The 20,567-nt window shown below is 66.7% G+C and carries 17 protein-coding genes; 12 read left to right on the plus strand and 5 right to left on the minus strand.

Annotated elements, in window-relative coordinates; genetic code table 11:
* Positions 1–49: 49 nt before the first annotated feature.
* Genes AC3WTC_RS14115 through AC3WTC_RS14125 form a run of 3 tightly spaced genes read left to right on the plus strand, consistent with a single transcriptional unit; the run spans position 50 to position 2,221 of the window.
* Positions 50–415: a BlaI/MecI/CopY family transcriptional regulator gene (locus tag AC3WTC_RS14115; protein ID WP_025874246.1), complete on the plus strand. Its 366-nt coding sequence runs from the start codon at positions 50–52 to the stop codon at positions 413–415.
* Positions 408–1,661: a M56 family metallopeptidase gene (locus AC3WTC_RS14120; RefSeq protein ID WP_492711693.1), complete on the plus strand. Its 1,254-nt coding sequence runs from the start codon at positions 408–410 to the stop codon at positions 1,659–1,661. The genes AC3WTC_RS14115 and AC3WTC_RS14120 overlap by 8 nt, the downstream gene beginning before the upstream one ends.
* Positions 1,661–2,221: a hypothetical protein gene (locus AC3WTC_RS14125; RefSeq protein ID WP_492711695.1), complete on the plus strand. Its 561-nt coding sequence runs from the start codon at positions 1,661–1,663 to the stop codon at positions 2,219–2,221. Before AC3WTC_RS14120 ends, AC3WTC_RS14125 begins: the two co-directional genes overlap by 1 nt.
* Before the next feature lie 41 nt (positions 2,222–2,262).
* Here AC3WTC_RS14125 and AC3WTC_RS14130 read toward each other — a convergent pair whose 3' ends face one another.
* From AC3WTC_RS14130 to AC3WTC_RS14140, 3 genes are all read right to left on the minus strand, one after another.
* On the minus strand, positions 2,263–3,063 hold the full coding sequence (locus AC3WTC_RS14130; protein ID WP_492711696.1) for an MBL fold metallo-hydrolase: 801 nt from the start codon (positions 3,061–3,063) through the stop codon (positions 2,263–2,265).
* A 10-nt stretch (positions 3,064–3,073) separates the two neighbouring features.
* Positions 3,074–3,892, minus strand: a complete 819-nt coding sequence (locus AC3WTC_RS14135) for a S1/P1 nuclease (protein WP_032977182.1) — start codon at positions 3,890–3,892, stop codon at positions 3,074–3,076.
* A gap of 541 nt (positions 3,893–4,433) precedes the next feature.
* Complete coding sequence (locus tag AC3WTC_RS14140; protein ID WP_025874251.1) at positions 4,434–5,063, minus strand: OmpW/AlkL family protein; 630 nt, start codon at positions 5,061–5,063, stop codon at positions 4,434–4,436.
* 193 nt (positions 5,064–5,256) lie between these two features.
* Between AC3WTC_RS14140 and gap the strand changes: the two genes are divergently transcribed.
* The 8 genes from gap to AC3WTC_RS14180 all read left to right on the plus strand — a co-directional run bounded on the left by gap (position 5,257) and on the right by AC3WTC_RS14180 (position 17,016).
* Complete coding sequence (gene gap / locus AC3WTC_RS14145) at positions 5,257–6,261, plus strand: type I glyceraldehyde-3-phosphate dehydrogenase (RefSeq protein ID WP_025874252.1); 1,005 nt, start codon at positions 5,257–5,259, stop codon at positions 6,259–6,261.
* A 127-nt stretch (positions 6,262–6,388) separates the two neighbouring features.
* On the plus strand, positions 6,389–9,073 hold the full coding sequence (locus tag AC3WTC_RS14150; RefSeq protein WP_492711698.1) for a DUF2339 domain-containing protein: 2,685 nt from the start codon (positions 6,389–6,391) through the stop codon (positions 9,071–9,073).
* The gene (locus AC3WTC_RS14155) at positions 9,070–10,446 is read left to right on the plus strand and encodes a DUF3999 domain-containing protein (protein WP_492711700.1); all 1,377 of its coding nucleotides are present in this window, start codon (positions 9,070–9,072) and stop codon (positions 10,444–10,446) included. The genes AC3WTC_RS14150 and AC3WTC_RS14155 overlap by 4 nt, the downstream gene beginning before the upstream one ends.
* 630 nt (positions 10,447–11,076) lie before the next feature.
* Positions 11,077–12,252 (plus strand): phosphoglycerate kinase, encoded by a 1,176-nt coding sequence (locus AC3WTC_RS14160; RefSeq protein ID WP_025874255.1) that lies wholly within the window; start codon positions 11,077–11,079, stop codon positions 12,250–12,252.
* Positions 12,249–12,917: an HAD hydrolase-like protein gene (locus AC3WTC_RS14165; RefSeq protein WP_051501629.1), complete on the plus strand. Its 669-nt coding sequence runs from the start codon at positions 12,249–12,251 to the stop codon at positions 12,915–12,917. Before AC3WTC_RS14160 ends, AC3WTC_RS14165 begins: the two co-directional genes overlap by 4 nt.
* Positions 12,918–13,098: 181 nt before the next feature.
* Positions 13,099–14,565: a pyruvate kinase gene (gene pyk, locus AC3WTC_RS14170; protein ID WP_032975201.1), complete on the plus strand. Its 1,467-nt coding sequence runs from the start codon at positions 13,099–13,101 to the stop codon at positions 14,563–14,565.
* A gap of 198 nt (positions 14,566–14,763) precedes the next feature.
* The gene (locus AC3WTC_RS14175; RefSeq protein ID WP_025874258.1) at positions 14,764–15,768 is read left to right on the plus strand and encodes a class I fructose-bisphosphate aldolase; all 1,005 of its coding nucleotides are present in this window, start codon (positions 14,764–14,766) and stop codon (positions 15,766–15,768) included.
* Between the two features lie 135 nt (positions 15,769–15,903).
* Positions 15,904–17,016, plus strand: a complete 1,113-nt coding sequence (locus AC3WTC_RS14180) for an ABC transporter substrate-binding protein (RefSeq protein WP_492711703.1) — start codon at positions 15,904–15,906, stop codon at positions 17,014–17,016.
* A gap of 70 nt (positions 17,017–17,086) precedes the next feature.
* Here the strand turns inward: AC3WTC_RS14180 and AC3WTC_RS14185 are convergent, their stop codons facing one another.
* Positions 17,087–17,683, minus strand: coding sequence for an O-acetyl-ADP-ribose deacetylase (locus tag AC3WTC_RS14185; RefSeq protein ID WP_025874259.1), 597 nt, complete (start codon positions 17,681–17,683; stop codon positions 17,087–17,089).
* A 321-nt stretch (positions 17,684–18,004) separates the two neighbouring features.
* The gene (gene cysK, locus AC3WTC_RS14190; RefSeq protein WP_032975199.1) at positions 18,005–18,964 is read right to left on the minus strand and encodes a cysteine synthase A; all 960 of its coding nucleotides are present in this window, start codon (positions 18,962–18,964) and stop codon (positions 18,005–18,007) included.
* Positions 18,965–19,171: 207 nt separating this feature from the next.
* Here cysK and AC3WTC_RS14195 point away from each other — a divergent pair, with 207 nt between their 5' ends.
* Positions 19,172–20,155 carry a LysR family transcriptional regulator gene (locus AC3WTC_RS14195; RefSeq protein WP_025874261.1) on the plus strand — a complete coding sequence of 328 codons (984 nt, stop codon included), beginning with the start codon at positions 19,172–19,174 and terminating at the stop codon, positions 20,153–20,155.
* Positions 20,156–20,567 lie beyond the last annotated feature (412 nt).

Genomic DNA, 20,567 nt, shown 5'->3' on the forward strand with positions numbered 1-20,567 from the left:
GTCGATTCGATTACGCGCGTAATCGAATCGCCGATTACGGATGTAAACCATGACCCCGATCAGCGAAGCCGAAGCCGTTGTGATGGAGGTGCTGTGGCAGCAGGCACCGCGCAGCGCCGACGAGGTGGTGGCCGCACTGGCGCACCGCGACTGGGCTGAGCCGACCATCAAGACCCTGCTCAACCGCCTGCTGACCAAGAGCGCGATCGCCGCCGAGCGCGATGGCCGGCGCTACCTGTACCGGCCGCTGCTGCAGCGCCAGGCCTGGGTGGAGGCGCAGAGCCAGGACTTCATCGGCCGTGTCTTCGAAGGGCGCGTGGCACCGCTGGTCGCGCACTTCAGCGAACGCGGCCAGCTCAGCGCACAGGACATCGCCGAACTGAAGAAGCTGATCCAGGAGCTGGACCATGAATGAGCTGCTCGACGGACTGTGGCAGGCCAGCTTGTGGTTGGCGGTGGGCGTGATCCTGCTGGCGGTGACGCGGCCGTTGCTGGTGCGATTGGGCGGCGCCGGGCTGGCCTACCGCAGCTGGTGGCTGCTGCCCCTGCTGTTGGTCACGCTGTTGATTCCCCTGCCACAGGTCGCGCTGTTGCAGCATGTGCCGACCTTGCCGCTGAAGGTCGTGCCGGAAGCCGTGGACAGCCTGCCAACGGCGTCGCTGCAATGGCCCTTGCTTCTGTTGGTGGTGTGGGCGCTGGGCGCGGGCGTCTGCCTGTTGCGCGACCTGCGCGCACAGCGCCGCTTCGAACGCGGCATGGGCGGCCTGCAGGCACGCGCCGATGGCAGCTGGCAGGCCAGTGGCGATCCCGGGCTGCCGGCGCTGGTGGGCCTGTGGCGGCCGCGCATCGTGGTCGGCCCCGATTTCGACCAGCAGTTCACTGCACAGGAGCAGGCGCTGATCCTGCAGCACGAGCACAGCCATCGTCGCAATGGCGATCACTGGGCGAACGGCGTATTGCTGCTGATGCGCGCGGTGTTCTGGTTCCATCCGCTGCTGCCATGGTCCGCACGCCGTTTCCTGCGTGACCAGGAACTGGCCTGCGACGCCCGCACCATCGCCCCGCAGCCTGCGCTGCGCGGCCTCTACGCCAGCACGCTGCTGAAGGCGCAGCTGGTCCATCCGGTTGCGCCGGCGGTATGCCACTGGCGCAGCCAGCCTGTGTTGAAGGAGCGTATCGCCATGTTGAAGCAGTCCAAGCGGAAGGCATTGCCGTGGGTGTCGGGGCAGGTGCTGGTGGTCGGGTTGTGCCTGGGCGTGGGGGCGGTGGCGTGGGCCAGCCAGAGTGGGACAGCGGACGTGCCGTCGATCAACGTAGAACCGTTCGAATATGCTGGAGAAGACGCGGCCGAAGCGGGGCTCGACCGTCCGATCCAGGTCGACAAGATGTCGCCGCCCTCGTATCCGAAGTCTGCGATCGAGCAGCGTCAGGTAGGCGTGGTGAACCTGCGCGTGCAGGTGGATGCCAAGGGACACCCCGCCGATGTGCAGGTGCTCAGCGCCACCAATCCGGGCGTGTTCGAAGCGGTATCGATTGCAGCAGCGCGAAGCTGGACCTATCGCCCGGCGCTGAAGAACGGCAAGCCGGTGGCGGGCGCAGTACGCATTCCGATCACCTTCGCCATGGATGAGAGCGACGACGTGACGGAGACCGCAAGGTGATGCGCATCGCGCTGCTGTTGGCAGTGGGGATACTGGCAGGCTGCGCCACCCAGGAACGGTTGACCACCGTCGATACCCGCAATGAGAGTGTCGGCCATCAGCGCCTGCATGCGGAGGGGAAAGGCGGCAGCGGCCAGGTGCAGGCGTACACGCTGGGAGCGACCGAAGGCTATCGGATGCCGCAGCTGTATGCGGCGCCGGATCCGCAGATCGGTGATCGTGACCCGCGCACCGAGCTGGCGCCGACCACGATCTGCCTGCAGGTGGTGATCGATGCCGAAGGCGCTGTCGAGCGAAGCCTGGCGCTGGTCGACCGCAGCGAATGCGCGGCAGGCGCGGCGAGCGAGAATGCGCCGCTGTTGCAGGCTGCGCAGGAGGCGGTGGCGATGTGGAAGTATTCGCCCGCCGCGGTCTGCCACTTCGCCCCCGGCAAGGTGCCGAGCGACCGTGGCGACTGCCAAGGCGCCGAGCGCGTCGAACCGGTGCCGGTGAGCCTGCTGTATGCCTTCACCTTCGAGATCGTGAAGGGCCAGCATGTGGTGCGCACGCAGGGCAAATGACGCGGTGTCATTGCTGGCGCGATGAGGCGACCGTGCGGGCCCTACGCGCCGCCCTGGATGTTGGCCTTCACCGCTGGCTGCATCAGCTGCGGTTCTGCCAGGGTCGCATCACGCGCCTGGCGCACGCTGACGAACTCCGCCTCGGCCACGCCTTCATGCACGTGGATATTGTGCGCGCGCTGTTCACCAATGGTGGTTTCGTTGGCGAAATCGCGTCCGCCCGGGCCGTAGTCGTGGCAGACGAATACGCGGGTGGCATCGGGCAGGGCCAGCAGGCGCTGGATCGAGCGGTACAGCTGCGCAGCATCGCCGCCGGGAAAATCGCAGCGTGCGGTGCCGCCATCGGGCATGAACAACGAATCGCCGGTGAACAGCGCATCGTCGATCAGATAGGCGATGCTGTCGCTGGTGTGGCCGGGTACGGCGATGATGCGCCCCTGCAGTTCACCCAGTGCGAAGGTCTCGCCATCAGCGAACAGGTGATCGAAGACGGCATGTTCCTCGGGCAGCTGCAGGCCATAGCGCGGTGCAAACGTGGCCTGCACCGCACGGATGCCTTCGCCGATGGCCAGCGTCGCATGCGGGAACCGTTGCTTGAGCCGACGTCCTGCCGACACGTGGTCGGCATGGGCGTGGGTTTCCAGCAGCCAGCGCACGTGCAGCTGCTGTTGCGCGATGGCATCGAGCATCGCGCGCACCGGCAATTCGCTGCTGGCGTCGGTATCCGGGTCGTAATCCAGTACCGGGTCGATCAGCGCGGCCTCGCTGCTGGCCGGGTCGCTGACCAGGTAGCTGAAGGTGTTGCTGTCACGGTGGAAGAACGATTGCACCTGGACCGACATCGGGCACTCCTCAGCGTGTGGCGAGCACGCGGTTCAGCAACTGCGCCAGGTTTTCACCGGCCAGTCGCAGCTGCGCTTCGGCCACCGGCCGGTAGCGCGTGGTGTAGTCGTCGCCGATCTTACGCGAGGCAGGGTAAACGCCAGGTTGCACCGAAATGCGGCAGCTGGCTTCGGCCCAGCTGACCGGATCGCGCTGCGGGTTGGACTGGCGCGCCAGCTTCGGCGCCGGCAGTGCGCGCAGCACCGGCAGGTAACCGGCATCGTCGACCTTGCGGGTATTGAGCATGCCGCTGTCCCACAGCGAGTGCAGGTTGGTACCGCGGTTGCCGAACTGCAGCTGGAAATCGTTGCCGCCCTTGTCGTGGCCGTAGCCGGCGTGCATCGGCTGGTGGATGTCACCGACCAGATGCACGACGAATTTCAGCGCCTGCAGGCGCTCGCCATCGGTCAGGCTGCGGTCGCCGAGGATCGCGCTCTGCGCCTTCAGCGCTTCGACGATGCAGTTGCCGCTCTTGCAGTGCTTCGGCGCCTCGTAGTGGCAGCCATCTTCGGCGATGTTGACGTAGTGCCAACCGGCCGAGCGACGGCCCAGGCCCGGGTCCTTGGCGCGCAGCTGGTCGGCCCAGGGCGCGATGCTGGCAAGGGTGGCGCCGGGTTCGGTGGCCAGCAGGCGGTCGACTTCAGCGCGCGTGGTCGGGTTGAGGCGGCTGTCGGCGACTTCGGCGACCAGGCGGTGGCCTTGCGCGCCCCAGGCATGGGCGGGTGCGGACAGGGTCAGCAGGGCCGGCGCGAGGGCGGCGGCGAGGAACAGGGAGTGCAGTGCTTTCATCCGCTCATTCTAGCCAGCGGGGGAGAAGGGTGGTTGATGGAAAGCGGCGCGTTCATTGTCGTCGGGGTGTGTGCGGCCGGGGCAGGCAGTGCGGGACACGCCGTAAACCCATCCTTGGGGGCTCGATGGCGCCATCCATGGCGCCAACGGTCCCGCGCTACCTGCCCCGACCGCACACCTCCAACATGGCCGCGTTCGCGGATGCAAACGTCAGAAGCAGAATCAGAGTCAAATGCAGGATCGCATCCGGCCGATGGCAACTGGGTCATGCGGGTGCCGGCTTCTGCTTGCGCCTGCGCGCGCGGAAAAATGGAAGGGGGGGCAAGTGGGTTGCTCAGGACCGTTCGCCGCATGGATGCGGCGATCGAGCCTACATGGACGTATTTACGGCGTGTCCTGAGCAACTCACTTGCCCCGCCCAAACGCAGATCCGCGCTCTGCACCAACAAAAAAGCCCCGGCACACACATACCGGGGCAACATGCTGCGAGGGTTTTGCCTGTAGCGGGGGAGCGGGGGGGCAGCCCCCGCTAATCAACCCCTTAGAACTTGAAGACGTAGGACGCGCCGTAGACCAGCGGATCGATGTTGACCGTGCCGATTTTCTCGCCGTCCAGCTTCACCTTGCTGTCGATGTCGATCCAGCGCATGTCCACGCGCAGGGCGCCCTTCTCGCCAATCGCAAAGTCGATGCCCGCATGCGCGGCCAGGCCCCACGAATCCTGCAGCTTCAGCTTGCTGCCCGCCAGCGCACCGGTGGTGTCTTCGCTGAAGAAGGTCGTGTAGTTCAGGCCGGCGCCCACGAACGGCGACACCTTGCCCTTGCTGTTGAAGTGGTACTGCAGGGTGACCACCGGCGGCAGCTGCTTGGTGCTGCCCACGCGGCCCAGGCCGTTGATGTTGATGTCGTGCTTGAACGGCAGCGCCGCCAGTACTTCGATGCCCAGGTTGTCGGCGATGAAGTACTCACCGGTGATGGTCGGCTTGACGTCGTTGTCGACGTCGACCTTCAGCGTGCCGCCGGCCAGCCAGCCGTTGTTCGACTTCGGGGCGACCTGGTGCACACCAGCGGAAAGGGTCCAGTCGCCCTTGGACTGGGCCATGGCCGGGGCAGCGGCCAACGACAGGGCGGCGGCCAGGCTGGCCACGATCAGGGGGGAGGTCTTGCGCATGGGGGTGATCTCGTTGCTGGGTGGATGTGGCCAGTCTCGGCCTCACGCCGCGCTAACGCTTTGATCCGGATCAAATCCTGTCCGGCCCCCGTCCCGGCGGCGGGCTTGGCCGGCGGTGGTCAAGGCCGGCCTGCTAGACTTGTGGGCCCTATCCACCCCGCCGCACCTGTCGCGGCTGCAGGAGCTTGAGAACATGGCAATCAAGGTTGGTATCAACGGTTTCGGTCGCATCGGGCGTAACGTCCTGCGCTCGGCGGTGCTGAACTTCGGCGACGACATCGAAATCGTGGCCATCAACGATCTGCTGGAGCCGGATTACCTGGCCTACATGCTCAAGTACGACTCCGTGCACGGCCGTTTCAAGGCCGACGTAGCCGTCGATGGCAAGGATCTGCTGGTCAACGGCAAGAAGATCCGCCTGACCCAGGAACGCGATCCGTCCAACCTGAAGTGGGACGAAGTCGGCGTTGACGTCGTGCTCGAAGCCACCGGCCTGTTCCTGGACAAGGTCAGTGCGCAGAAGCACATCGATGCCGGCGCCAAGAAGGTCATCCTGTCGGCACCGTCGAAGGACGACACGCCGATGTTCGTGTTCGGCGTGAACGACAAGACCTACGCTGGCCAGGCGATCATCTCCAACGCCTCGTGCACCACCAACTGCCTGGCGCCGCTGGCCAAGGTCATCAATGACAAGTGGGGCATCAAGCGCGGCCTGATGACCACCGTGCATGCGGCCACCGCCACGCAGAAGACCGTCGATGGCCCGTCCAACAAGGACTGGCGCGGCGGCCGCGGCATCCTGGAGAACATCATTCCGTCCTCCACCGGTGCCGCCAAGGCCGTCGGCGTGGTCATCCCGGAACTGAACAAGAAGCTGACCGGCATGAGCTTCCGCGTCCCGACCTCGGACGTGTCGGTGGTCGACCTGACGGTCGAGCTGGAAAAGGAAGCCACCTATGCCGAGATCTGCGCCGAAGTGAAGGCACAGAGCGAAGGCGCGCTGAAGGGCATCCTGGGCTACACCGAAGACAAGGTGGTGGCCACCGATTTCCGCGGTGAAACCCACACCTCGGTGTTCGACGCAGACGCCGGCATCGCGCTGGACGGCACCTTCGTCAAGCTCGTGTCGTGGTACGACAACGAGTGGGGCTATTCCAACAAGTGCCTGGAAATGGCCAAGGTCGTCGCAGCCAAGTAAGGCCTGCGAAGATCGTCGCGCGAACCCCGGCCTGGCCGGGGTTCGTCGTTTAAGGGGCCCGGCCTGACGTAGCATGGGCCCGTCGACCGCCGCCATCGTGGCGCGGGATCGCATTGGAAGGCGAGGAATGGAAGCACTCTTGGTCCTGGCAGTACTGGTCCTGCTGGCGATACCGCTGCTGCTGGTGGTGGCGCTGGTGATGATTGCCGGCCTGCGCCGGCGGGTCGCCGCGCTGGAAGCCGCACAGAGCGTGCAGGTCGCGCCCAACCCGGCAGGGACCGTAGACCGTGCGCCCTCGGCCGTGGCCGAGCCGCCGCGCGCGCCTGCGGCAACACGTGAACCCAGCAGCGAGCCCTCGTTCCTGCGGCCCACGGCAACCCCGGCATCTGCGCCGGTCGCGGCCCGCGAGGACCTGCCGCCACCGGCCCAACCGGCGCGTCCGTCGCCGCCACCGCCGTTGCCACCTGAGCCCACATTGCCGCCCTTGCCAGCGGAGCCGGCCCTGCCGAACCTGGTCGAGCGCGCGATCGGTGCGGTCAAACACTGGTTCACCCAGGGCAATGTGCCGGTGAAGATCGGCATGCTGGTGCTGTTGGCCGGCGTTGCTGCGCTGCTCAAGTACGTCAGCGACCAGGGCTGGCTGGTGGTGCCGGTCGAGCTGCGGCTGGCGGGCATCACCGTTGGTGCGCTGGGCCTGCTGGCCTTCGGCTGGCACCAGCGCGAGCGCCGGCGGATGTTCGCGCTGGCCCTGCAGGGGGGCGCCATCGGCGTACTGCTGCTGACCATCTTCGCTGCCTTCAAGCGTTTCGATCTGCTCGCGCCCGGCTTCGCCTTTGCCAGCTCGATCGCGCTGGTGGCGGGGCTGTGCGTGCTGGCGGTCGTGCAGAACTCGCGCACGTTGGCAGTGCTGGGCATCCTGGCCGGCTTCATGGCGCCGCTGTGGCTGTCCACCGGCAGTGGCAACCACGTCGGGCTGTTCAGCTACTACGCCGTGCTCAACGCGGGCATTTTCGCCATTGCCTGGTATCGCCCGTGGCGTGTGCTGAACCTGCTGGGTTTCGCGTTCACCTTCGGCATCGGCACCTTCTGGGGCGTGCTGCAGTACGACGCGGCCAAGTTCGCCAGTACCGAACCGTTCCTGCTGCTGTTCTTCGTCTTCTATCTGCTGATTCCGTTGTTGTATGCGCGCCGGCAGCCGGCCGGGCGTCGCGATCTGGTCGACGGCAGCCTGGTGTTCGGCACGCCGCTGATCGCCTTCTCGTTGCAGGCCGGCATGCTGCACGAACAACCGATGACGCTGGCCCTGTGCGCGCTGGGCCTGGCAGCGATCTATGCGTTGCTGGCACGGGCCCTGATCGCACGCGCGTCGTACACGGTGCTGGCGCAGTCGCATGCGGTACTGGCGGTGGGCTTTGCGACGCTGGCGGTGCCGCTGGCATTGTCGGCGCGGGCCACCGGTGCGGTGTTCGCGCTGGAAGGTGCCGGCCTGGCGTGGCTGGGGTTGCGCCAGAAGCGCTGGTTGCCGCAGGTGACCGGTGCGCTGCTGCAGCTCGCCGCCGCATTCGCATTCGTGGTGGGCGCCGACCATTGGCACCAGGACCAGCGTTTCCTGCTCAACCCGACCGCGATCGGCGCACTGCTGCTGGCCGTGGCGGGTTTCGCGGCGGCGTGGAGCTATCAGCGCAGGCAGCGCCATGACATCGCCCTGGCGTACTACCTGTGGGGCCTGCTGTGGTGGTTGGGCGGTCTGGTGCATGAAATCGGCCGCTTCTTCCAGCATTCGGCGCAGGCCGACGCGGTGTTGGTGCTGGCCGCCGTCACCGCCTGGCTGGCCTCGGAGGTGCAACGCCGCATGCCGGCACGTGCGCTGGGCGTGACCGCGTTGGCGATGCTGGCCGCCGGCTTCCCGCTGGCCCTGCTGCAGAGCGATGCCCACCAGCAGCCCTTTGCCGGCTACGGCGCATTGGCATGGGCAGTGTTCGCCGTGCTCGGCGTGCGCAGCCTGCTGTGCCTGCGCCAGGGCAGCGGCGGCGTGGCCCGTATCGCGCAGTTCCTGTGGTGGCTGCTGTGGCCGTCGCTGCTTTCGCTGCTGGCCCTGTGGGGCGGCGGCGACGCGCGCCTGGCGCAGGGCTGGACCGCGTTGCTGGTCACGCTGCCGTGGCTGCTGCTGGCGGCGCTGTCGCTGTGGCGCTGGAACGTGCTGCGCTGGCCGCTGGGTGCTGCGTTTGACCCGGTGCGCCTGCCGCTGCAGTGCGTGATTTTCGCGGTGCTGGCGCTGGCCTGGTTGTTCGGCCTGACCCTGGCGGGCGACGCTACGCCGTTGCCGTGGTTGCCGCTGCTCAATCCTGCCGAGCTTGCACAGTGGGTCAGCCTGCTGCTGATCGCGCGCTGGCTGTATGACCCACAGGGACCGGCGCAGCTGCAGCGGTTGCGTGTGCCGGTGCTGGCCGTGGCCGGTTTCATCGCGTTGACCAGTACCGTGCTGCATGGCGTGCATCATTGGGGCGGTGTGGTCTGGGATCCGACGATGGCCCGCTTCAGCCTGGCCCAGACCAGCCTGACCGTGTTGTGGAGCGTACTGGGCGTGATCGCCTGGGTGTGGGGCTCGCGTCGCGGCCAGCGTGTGCTGTGGATGGTCGGTGCCGTGTTGATGGCCGTGGTGCTGGCCAAGCTGGTGCTGATCGACCGCCAGCATCTGGGCAACCTGCTGGGAATCGCATCGTTCATCGCCTACGGCCTGCTGTGCACCGTGGTGGGCTACCTGGCGCCCGCGCCGCCGAGCGCGCCGCCAACCGTGGAGGAAAACCAATGAGGAAGTGGAGCCGAGCGTTGCTGCCGGTCTTGTTCGGCGTGGCCGGTGCGGTTGCCGCGCAGGCCACGGACTACCGCGCGCAGTACGCCGAACAGTGGCCGTTGAGCCTGTCCAGCGCGCAGTCCGGTGCCTATCGTGTGGTGCTGGAGCCGGCGATCTACCGCCGCGCAGGCGCCGCTGATCTGGGCGATCTGCAGGTGTTCAACGCTGCCGGCCAGGCATTGCCATCGGCGCTGCTGGCGCCGGACCAGCCGTTGGCGCAGCCGCCGGTGCAGCGCGAACTGCCGTGGTTCGCGCTGCCACCACTGGCCGAGGCCCAGCGCAACGACCTGCAGCTGCTGACCGAGCGCGATACCGACGGCCGTGTGCGCCGGGTCGAGGCCAGGCTTAGTGGTGGTGCGGTGGCGAACGGGCAGGGCGGCTGGTTGATCGATGCCAGCGTGCTTGGCCAGCAGCCGCTGGCAGCGCTGGTGCTGGACTGGGCCGAAAGTGGCCAGCCGCTGCAGGCGCAGGTACAGCTTGACGCCAGCGATGATCTGCAGCGCTGGCAGTCGATCGCCCGTGATGTCCCCCTGGTGGACCTGCAGCGTGCGGGCAAGCGCCTGCTGCAGCGACGCCTGCAGGTCGACAGCAATGTGCGCTACCTGCGGATCCTGCCGCAGGGCGAGGCGCGCCTGCCGGAGCTGCGCAGTGTATTGGCCGAACTGCCGCCGGCACCGGCAACGGTGCCCTGGGAGTGGCTGTCGCTGACACCGACCGCGCAGGGCAAGGGGGAATTCACCTTTGAACTGGATGGTCGATTCCCGGTGACCCGCGCCGACGTGGCCAGCACCGACAACAGCCTGGTGCAGTGGACCCTGTTCAGCCGCGACGACGAAAGCGCCGAATGGCAGCGCCGCAGCGCGCCCTGGATCGCCTATCAGCTGCAGCAGGGGGCACCGGGCCAGCGCCAGCAATCGGCGGCCCAGCCGTTGGGCGGCATGTACCGCGACCGTTACTGGAAGCTGGTCGCGAGCCCGGTGGAGACCACCAGCGCCCCGACCCTGCGCTTGGGCTATCAACCGGAGGTGATGGTGTTCCTCAGCCAGGGCGCAGCGCCCTACGCGCTGGCCGTGGGCAGTACGACCGCGCGCCGCGCGGAGGCGCCGATCACGGTGCTGATCGAGGAACTGCGGCAGCGCAATGATCCGTCGTGGCAGCCGACGCTGGCACGCTTGGAGGGCAGTCCGGAGACGCTCGCCGGTGACGCAGCGCTGAAGCCGCAGCACGATTGGAAGGCGTGGTTGCTGTGGGCGTTGCTGGGGCTGGGCGTGCTGGTTGTTGGTGGACTGGCGTTGAGCCTGCTGAAGCAGAAGCCGTCGCCTTCGGCGTAGTTTGCAGCGAACGGCGCAGCCCCTCGTGGGTGGGCAGTCGTTGAGAGCAGAAGCCGTGGTCTGGCCGGGCGGGTGGACTGTGCAGGGGACGCCGCAAGTACGTCCTTGTAGGCTTGGCAGCCGCATCCATGCGGCTGACACCCCTGCCCAGCCCACCCGCCCGGCCTCTGACAATTTCCGTGTGCATCCACCCACGGAAAAGAAAAAAGAAGAGCAGGAGCCAAAGCGGGTCGCTTCGCTCCACGGCCATCGAGGTCGGAGCCTTTTTCCGCAGGAAAAACGGATCCGCCCCCTTCTTTTCTTTCTTCATCCGACACCAGAAACCGCTTTTGCTTCCGCCGTCCGCTCCGCCTCATGAACGTGTCGGGGCCGGGGCGGTATGGGTTGGCAGGGGTGTCCGCGGCATGGATGCCGCGGCCAAGCCCCCAAGGATGGGTTTACGGCGTCCCCTGCCAACCCATACCACCCCGGCCCACCCACAGCACCACGAAGCGCCAGCGCTCTGGCCGTTGCTGTTGCCGTGGCTGTTGCCGTTAGCCGTTGGCCTCTGCCTGCCGCAGGCATCGGCACCCGATACAATGACCGTCTGCCGCACGCCGGCATCCCATCTCCAGAGCCAAAGAGTTGCCCATGTCCATCGTCCGCATGACCGACCTCGACCTCTCCGGCAAGCGCGTGCTGATCCGCCAGGATCTGAACGTGCCGATCGAGAATGGCCGCATCACCTCCGAACAGCGCATCACCGCTTCCCTGCCGACGCTCAAGCGCGCGCTGGAGCAGGGCGCGGCGGTGATGGTCACCTCGCACCTGGGCCGCCCCAAGGAAGGCGTGTGGAGCGAAGCCGATTCGCTGGCGCCGGTGGCCGAGCGCCTGTCGGTGCTGCTGGGCCGCGAAGTGCCGCTGGTGCGTGACTGGGTCGACGGCGTCGACGTGCAGCCGGGCCAGCTGGTGCTGCTGGAAAACTGCCGCATGAACGTTGGCGAGGGCAAGGACGATGAAGCCCTGTCGAAGAAGTACGCCGCCCTCTGCGATGTGTTCGTGATGGATGCGTTCGGTACCGCGCACCGCGCGCAGGCATCCACCCATGGCGTGATCCGTTTCGCCCCGGTCGCTGCCGGTGGCCCGCTGCTGATGGCCGAGCTGGATGCACTGGCCAAGGCCCTGGATGCGCCGGCCAAGCCGCTGCTGGCCATCGTCGCCGGCAGCAAGGTCAGCACCAAGCTGGAGCTGCTGGCCAACCTGGTCGGCAAGGTCGATCAGCTGATCGTTGGTGGCGGCATCGCCAACACCTTCATCGCGGCGGCCGGCTACAAGGTCGGCAAGTCGCTGTACGAGCCGGACCTGCTGGATACCGCCCGGAAGATCGTGGCCGACGCCAAGGCGCGGGGTGCGGACATCCCGCTGCCGGTGGACGTGGTCACCGCCAAGCAGTTCCTGCCCGACGCGGCTGCCGAAGTGAAGGCCGTCGATGCGGTGGCCGAGGATGACCTGATCCTGGATATCGGCCCGCAGACGGCCGCGCAGTACGCACAGCTGATCGCCAAGGCCGGCACCGTGGTCTGGAACGGCCCGGTCGGCGTGTTCGAGTTCGAAGCCTTCAGCAAGGGCACCGAAGCGCTGGCCCGCGCCATCGCCAGCTCGCCGGCGTTCTCCATCGCCGGTGGTGGCGATACCCTGGCCGCGGTCGACAAGTTCGATATCGCCCAGCAGGTCAGCTACATCTCCACCGGTGGCGGCGCGTTCCTGGAATTCCTGGAAGGCAAGACGCTGCCGGCGGTGGCTGCCCTGGCCGCGCGCGGCGCATGAGCGTCGATCCGCGGGTGGACGGAGAAGAGCGTGCAACGCTCTTCTTCGACATGGACGGCACGCTGATCGATTCGGAAGTGGGCATCACCACCTGCATCGCCTATGCGCTGCAGAAAATGGATCACCCGGTGCCGCCGCAGGAAACGCTGCTGGGCTGGATCGGTCCGTCGCTGCGCACCACGTTCGCGCCGTTGTTCGGTGAGCCCGAGCGGGTGGAGCAGGCCGTGGCCTTCTATCGCGAGCGTTTCGACGTGGAAGGCTGGCGCGAGCATACGATCTACCCGGACATCGAAGCGGTGGTACGCGCGCTGCACGCACGCGGCCATCGCCTTGCGGTGGTCACCGCCAAGAACGAGCCGCATGCCCGCCGCATCGTCGAGCATCTGCCGTTCGGTGGCCTGTTCGAGGACGTGATCGGTTCAACCCCGGATGGCTCGCGCAGCAGCAAGCCGCAGCTGGTGGGCGAGGCGCTGCATCGCCTGCAGCTGGCGCCGGAACGCTGCTGGATGATCGGCGACCGCCGCATGGACATCGAGGGCGCCCGTCACCACGGGCTGCGCAGTGTGGGCGTGCTGTGGGGCTTTGGTGGCGAGCAGGAGCTGACCGAGGCCGGTGCCGGGCAGCTGGCCCGTGATCCGGCGCAGCTGCTGGCCTTGCTCGCCTGAGTTGGACCATCCCGCGCGCCGGGCCTTGCCCGGCGGCGTTTCCGCTGCCATCGACCAGCGTATGTCCGGAACATGTCCATGCGATGTCCCGCAGAGTCAGGCAGCACAAGGCTGTAACCGTATACATGGGACGTGAAGGATGTGCTAATTTCCGTCCTTTAACGGGAGAGGCCCATCCATCATGTTCGAGCGTCAGCGTCGCACCAAGATCCTTGCCACCCTCGGTCCGGCTACCGATCCGCCGGGCGTGCTGGAGGATCTGTTCCGCGCCGGCGTCAACGTGGTGCGCCTCAACTTCAGCCACGGTGACCCGTCCGGCCAGGCCAAGCGTGCCGCCGATGTGCGCGCCGCCGCGCAGCGCGTGGGTGTGGAAGTGGGCATCCTGGCAGACCTGCCGGGCCCGAAGATCCGCATCGAGCGCTTCGCCGAGGGCAAGGTGCATCTCAAGGCCGGTGACCGCTTCGACCTGATCGCCAGCACCGATGCCGGCCCCGGCGATGCCACCCAGGTGGGCGTGAGCTACCTCGGCCTGCCGCAGGACGTGACCGCCGGTGACGTGCTGCTGCTCGACGATGGCCTGATGCAGCTGCAGGTGGTGGAAGTGCAGGGCGAGCGCATCATCAACACCGTGCTCAATGACGGTCCGTTGTCCGATCGCAAGGGCCTGAACAAGCAGGGCGGTGGCCTGTCGCTGGGCGCGCTGACCGAGCGCGACAAGGAACTGATCGGCATCGTCGCCAAGATCGGCGTGGATTTCATCGCCGTGTCGTTCTGCCGCAATGCGCAGGACATGAACGATGCGCGCGAGATCGCCGAATCGCACGGCTGCTACGCCGCGCTGGTGTCCAAGATCGAGCGCACCGAGGCCATCGAGAACCTGGAAGAGATCGTCGACGCCAGTGACGTGGTGATGGTGGCGCGTGGCGACCTGGGCGTGGAAATCGGCGATGCCGAACTGCCGGGCCTGCAGAAGAAGATCATCAAGGCCTCGCTGGCGCAGAACAAGGTGGTGATCACCGCCACCCAGATGCTGCAGTCGATGGTCGAAAGCCCGATCCCGACCCGTGCCGAAGTGCTGGACGTGGCCAACTCGGTCATCGACGGTACCGATGCGGTGATGCTGTCGGCCGAAACCGCCGCCGGTGCGTATCCGGTCAAGGCGGTCGAAGCGATGGCGCGCATCTGCCTGGGTGCCGAGCGCCAGTTCCAGACCGAGACCGACTTCGGCGCTTCGCCGCGCAACCTGGAACGTGCCGACCAGGCCATTGCCATGGCCACCATGTTCCTGTCCCAGCACGTGGGCGTGCGCGCGATCGTGGCGATGACCGAATCCGGTGGCACCGCGCGCTACCTGTCGCGATTCCGTGCCTCGGCACCGGTGTTCGCGGTCACCCGCCACGACGGCGCCCGCCGGCAGATGGCGCTGATGCGCGATGTGTTCCCGATCAACTTCGACAGCCGGGGCTTCACCCCGCGCGAAGCCGCACGCGGCAGCATCCGCCTGCTGGTGGAGGGCGGCATGCTGCAGGCCGGCGACCGTGTGGTGTTCACCAGCGGTGAGCACATGGAAACCCACGGCGCGACCAATACCCTGCGCCTGCTGGAAGTGGGCGAAGACGGCCGCGCCAGCGGTCTGGGCGACCTGTAAGAGGTGGCCACATCGGGTCGGAGCCGCGGGCGCGGATCCGACCCGGGGTCAGATCCCCGAAAGGGGCTCTGACCCGATCCGGCAGGACATTTCCTGTCCCGCACCGACAGTGGAACCGGTTCCATCCGAGCCTCCACGTCGGGGCAACGGATAGCGGGGCTATACTTACGTTTTTCCCGCACCCGCCACAGGAAGTACATGAGCATCGAACAGCTGGCTGAAACCGCCCAGGCCATGGTTGCCCCGGGCAAGGGCATCATCGCGATCGACGAATCCACCGGTACCATCGCCAAGCGCTTTGCCAGCGTCGGCATCGAGAACACCGAAGAGAACCGTCGCGCCTACCGCGAACTGCTGCTGACCACGCCGAAGCTCAACGAGCACATTTCCGGCGCCATCCTGTACGACGAGACCATCCGCCAGTCGACCAAGGACGGCGTGCCGTTCGCCAAGTACATGTCCGACCACGGCATGATCCCGGGCATCAAGGTGGACAAGGGTGCGCACCCGCTGGCCGGCTGCCCGGGCGAGTTGGTCACCGAGGGCCTGGACGGCCTGCGTGAGCGCCTGCAGGAGTACTACAAGCTGGGCGCGCGCTTCGCCAAGTGGCGTGCGGTCATCAACATCGGCGAGAGCATTCCGTCGGGCACCTGCATCGAGTCGAACGCACATGCGCTGGCCCGCTACGCCGCGCTGTGCCAGGAATGCGGCCTGGTGCCGATGGTCGAGCCGGAAGTGATCATGGACGGCGAGCACGACATCGAGACCTGCTACGAAGTCACCGAAGCCACCCTGCGTTCGCTGTTCGACGCGCTGTACCAGCAGAACGTGCTGCTGGAAGGCACCATCCTGAAGGCTTCGATGGTCATCTCGGGCAAGGGCTGCGACGAGCAGGCCGATGTCGAGGAAGTGGCCGAGTCGACCGTGATGTGCCTGAAGAGCACCGTGCCGGCGATCCTGCCGGGCGTGGTGTTCCTGTCCGGTGGCCAGAGCGACGAGCAGTCCACCGCCCACCTCAACGCCATGAACCAGATGGGCAACCTGCCGTGGCCGCTGAGCTTCTCTTATGGCCGTGCCATGCAGCAGGCGGCACTGAAGCTGTGGGCCAAGGACATGAAGGGCAACTACGCCGCAGCACAGAAGACCGTCTACGAGCGCGCCAAGGAAAACGGCCAGGCCGCGCTGGGCAAGTGGAACGGCTGATCCGTCGTTGCGCAGCATGAACTGAACAAGGCAGCGCCGGCATCACGCCGGCGTTTGCTTTTGCCGGTATCGTTGCCGCCTCCCGCACGCCAGGCCAGTGCGTGGGGCATACATGGAAGGCCAAGGAGAAAAAACATGCGTATCACCGCAATCACGCTGGCCGTGGCCACCGTGCTGGCTGTCGGCGGCTGCAACCGGATGGGTGGCAGCACGGACATGGGCAAGGCCCCCTCGCTGGAGTTCGACAAGCCGGTCTCCGGCGAAATCACCTCGCGCAGCGGCGTCAATTTCAACGATGGCAGCCACCATCAGCTGTACCAGCTGAAGCTGGAAGACAAGCAACTGGTCGGCATCACGTTGACTGGTGCGCTGCGCGGCTCGATCGCCGTGTTCAACAATGGCGTGCTGGTGGCCAGCAGCAACTCGGGCTACGAGCGCGGCAACGACGTCTCGCTGGCGTTCCGCGCCAACGGCACTGGCAGCTACCAGGTGGCCATCAATGCCGACGGCCCCTCCGCCTTCGGTCCGTACCGCCTGCGCGCCGAGAAACTGGTGCCGTATGACGGCAAGCCGATAGTGGCCGAAGGTGAGATCGCCGACCTGCTGGTCTCCAAGTCGCAGGATTACACCCTGCAGGTGGACAAGGCGGGCATGTACGAAATCCGCCTGGAATCGAAGGCGTTCGATACCGTGCTGAAGCTGGATGGCAACGGCGTCCAGTCGGAGAACGACGATGGCGGTGATGACACCAATTCGCGCATTGGCATGCCGCTGGAACCGGGCAAGTACACCCTGCGCGTGCGCAGCCTGGATGAAGATAGTACCGGCGCTTTCAAACTGACGGCCAAGCGCACCGAGCTGCCGGCCAACATGGTCATGCGTGATGGCACCTCCCTGCCGAACACCGGAAGTGTGTTCGCCATGCTCGATGGCGAAGGCCGCCGCCGCTTCCTGCTGAGCCTGCCGCGTGCGGCCGATGTGCGCCTGGACGCCATTTCCAGCCAGGTGGATACGGTACTGCGCGTGGTCGGCGGCGACGTGGAGCTGGTCAATGACGATGGTGGCAACGGCACCAACGCACGCGTGGAAGAATCGCTGCCGGCCGGCCACTACACCGTGGACGTGTCCAGCCTCAGCGATGAAGCTGGCATGGTGGAAGTACGCGTGCAGATCGACGGCGCCGCTTCGGCCGCTGCATCAGCTGCTGCTACGGCGGCCGCCGACGCTGCCGCTGAAGCGACGGACTGACGCCGCCACGAGGACGCAAACGAAAAGGCCGGGCAATGCCCGGCCTTTTTTTTCCACGTCCGTCGTTGTTTCAATGCGCCGGCACGAAGCCGGTATCGCCCAATGGCGACAGCAGCGAACCGCGCCCGCTGTCGGCGACCTGGCCTGCGGCCGACAGTGCCTGCTGGTAGGCCTTGGCGGTCGCCGTGTTGAACGCCACCAGCACGATCCGCATCGGCTGGGCGTGGCTGCGCTGCCAGGCGAGTGTTTCGGTGACCGCGATCTGTGCGGCCTGGTACAGCGGATAGCCATACACACCGCAGCTGATGGCCGGGAACGCGATCGACTGCAGGTTCAGTGATTCGGCCAGCTGCAGCGACTTCCAGTAGCAGTTCGCCAGCAATGCCGGTTCGTCGCGCTGGCCGTCGTGCCAGACCGGACCGACCGTATGCAGTACGTGCCGTGCCGGAAGCGCATAGGCATCGGTTGCGCGCACCTCACCGGTCGGGCAGCGCACACCGGGGCGCAGCTCCGGCAGACGCTCGCACTCGGCCAGCAGGCCAGGGCCGGCCGCACGATGGATGGCGCCGTCGACACCGCCGCCACCGAGCAGTGATTCATTGGCCGCGTTGACGATCGCATCCACCGCCAGGGCCGTGATGTCGCCCTGCCACACTTCGATCTTCATGCGTCCGTCTCCTGCCTGTAGTTGTTGCGCGCCGTGCCCACGCTGGCTGCACCCGCATCTTGCGGGACAGGGCATCGATGCTGCGTCATGACCGTCTCATGCACTGCGATCCGCGCTGTTCATGCACGATGGCCGGCGGCGCCTTCACGCAGGCTGAAGCGAGCGCCGCACGCGGCAAAACGAAAGTTTTCGGGGTGAATCTCTTATGATTTCTGGGGAAAGCTGTCCGCTTCGGTCGGCAATACCCAGACAGGATCACCCAGATAGCAAACGCCCACCGCGAGGGTGGGCGTCATCCTGCTGTCATCGACAACGCGGCGATCAGGGCAGACCGGCCAACCAGTCGTCGTCCGAACCTTCATTGACGTCGGCGAACAGCGGCGTGGAGAAGTAGCGTTCACCGGTGTCCGGCAACATCGCCAGGATCACCGCGCCCGGTTCGGCGCGATCTGCCACGTCCAGTGCGCTGGCAACCGTGGCACCGGCGGAGATGCCGACGAAGATACCTTCCTCCGCCGCCAGTCGGCGGGCGGTGGCGATCGCGCGGTCATCTTCCACCGTCACCAGTTCGTCCACCACATTGCGGTTGAGTACATCGGGCACGAAGTCCGGGGTCCAGCCCTGGATCTTGTGCGGCTTCCAGTCATCGCCCTTCAGCAAGGCGGCGCCGGCCGGCTCGGTGGCGATGATGCGGGTGTCCGGGCGGGCGACCTTCAGTACTTCGCCGACGCCGGTCAAGGTGCCGCCGGTTCCCCAGCCACTCACGAAGTAGTCCAGCCGCTTGCCGGCGAAATCACGCAGGATCTCCGCGGCGGTGGTGTTGCGGTGGTAGGCCGGGTTGGCCGGGTTGGCGAACTGGCTGGCCAGGAACCAACCGTGTTCCTCGGCCAGCTCGCGCGCCCTGCGCACCATGCCGCTGCCGCGCTCGGCGGCCGGGGTCAGGATGACCTTCGCACCGTAGGCCCGCATCAGCTTGCGGCGTTCCACCGAGAAGGTCTCGACCATGGTCGCCACGAACTTGTAGCCGCGTGCGGCCGCCACCATCGCCAGGGCGACGCCGGTGTTGCCCGAGGTGGCTTCGACGATGGTGTCGCCCGGCTTGAGCAGGCCACGCTGTTCGGCATCGAGGATGATCGCCAGCGCCAGGCGATCCTTCACCGAGCCGCCCGGATTGAAGGACTCGACCTTGGCGTACAGGGTCACGCCCTGCGGCGCCAGTCGCTGCAGCTTGACGATGGGGGTGTTGCCGATGGTGTCGAGGATGGAGTCGTACAGGGCCATGGGAGCGCTCCAGGAACAGGCCGCGCCGGGCTCGGCGGGCGAAAAGGAAGTGGGCTGGCTGTTCAGGCCAGCGGCTGCCGGCTGACCGTAGCGCCGGCATATGACGCCCGGAAATGACCAGATACCTTTCTTAAACAACCTTTGGTTATAAGCTGGTGACGGCAATTGACCCTAGAGTGGACCTCCGCCCCCACATCGCCGCCTGCCATGACGCTGACCCAGCTGCGCTACCTGGTTGCCATCGCCGACGCCGAGCTGAATATCACGCTCGCCGCCTCGCGCGTGCATGCCACCCAGCCTGGGCTGTCCAAGCAGCTCAAGCAGCTGGAGGACGAACTGGGCTTCCTGCTGTTCGTACGCAAGGGGCGCAGCCTGGAGTCGGTCACCCCGGCTGGCACCGAAGTGATCAGCCGCGCCCGCGCGGTGCTGTCCGAGGCCAACAACATCCGCACCTACGCGGCCAACCAGCGTCGCGAGAGCCAGGGCCAGCTGATCCTGACCACCACCCACACCCAGGCGCGTTTCGTGCTGCCGCCGGCGGTGGCTCGCATCAAGCAGGCCTATCCCCAGGTCAGCGTGCACCTGCAGCAGGCCGGTGAGGCCGATGCGCTGGATCGGCTGAACCAGGGCGATGCCGATATCGCGATCATCAGTACCGCCGGCAGTGAACCCAGCGACGGCATCGCCGTGCCGCTGTTCCGCTGGCGGCGGCTGGTGGTGGTGCCCAAGGGCCATCCGCTGGATCGCGCCGGGCGCGCACCGGACCTGGCGGCATTGTCACGCCAGCCGTTGATCAGCTACGAATCCTCGACCCGTCCCAACTCCTCGTTGCAGCGCGCTTTTGCCGCGCAGAGCCTGGTACCCGATCTGGCGCTGACGGCGCTGGATGCGGACCTGATCAAGACTTATGTGCGTACGGGTCTGGGGGTAGGTCTGCTGGCCGAGATGGCGATCAGCGCCAACGACGAGGATCTGCGGGTATGGCCAGCGCCGGCGCCGATCACCGAGTGCGTCGCCTGGGCGGTGCTGCCGCGCGACCGGGTGCTGCGCGACTACGCGCTGGAGCTGGTGCATGTGCTGGCCCCGCAGATCGATCCGCGCGACCTGCGGCGGGTGCTGGATGGCAACCAGGCCGCGTCCTGGCCGGTGCCGCCGACCTGGGAATCGCTGACCCAGACCATCACGGTGTGAGGTTGGTCGAGCAGGGCTGCGCCCTGCACCTGCTACGACATTCAAGCAACAGCAACGGCAACAGCGGGCATTCCGTGGGATGGCGGGGCGGTGTGGGTAGGCAGGACACGCCGTAAACCCGTCCTTGGGGGCTCGATGGCGCCATCCATGGCGCCAACGGTCCTGCCTACCCACACCGCCCCGCCTCTGACAGATTCCGGCGGCCGTTGGCAGGTGTCGACCTTGGTCGACACGGTAGATCCACGCGATGCGTGGATGAATGTCCATGGAAATCGAATGTTTCGACAATTGATCGAAGAGCATCCACCCATGGCGTGGATCTACCGCAGATCGCGGAAAACTGTCGAAGGCGGGGTGGGTCCGGTTGCGGGGGCGTGAGCCGCATGGATGCGGCGACCGAGCTTACATGGAC

Source organism: Stenotrophomonas sp. FW305-C-20-S1 (assembly GCF_058783335.1).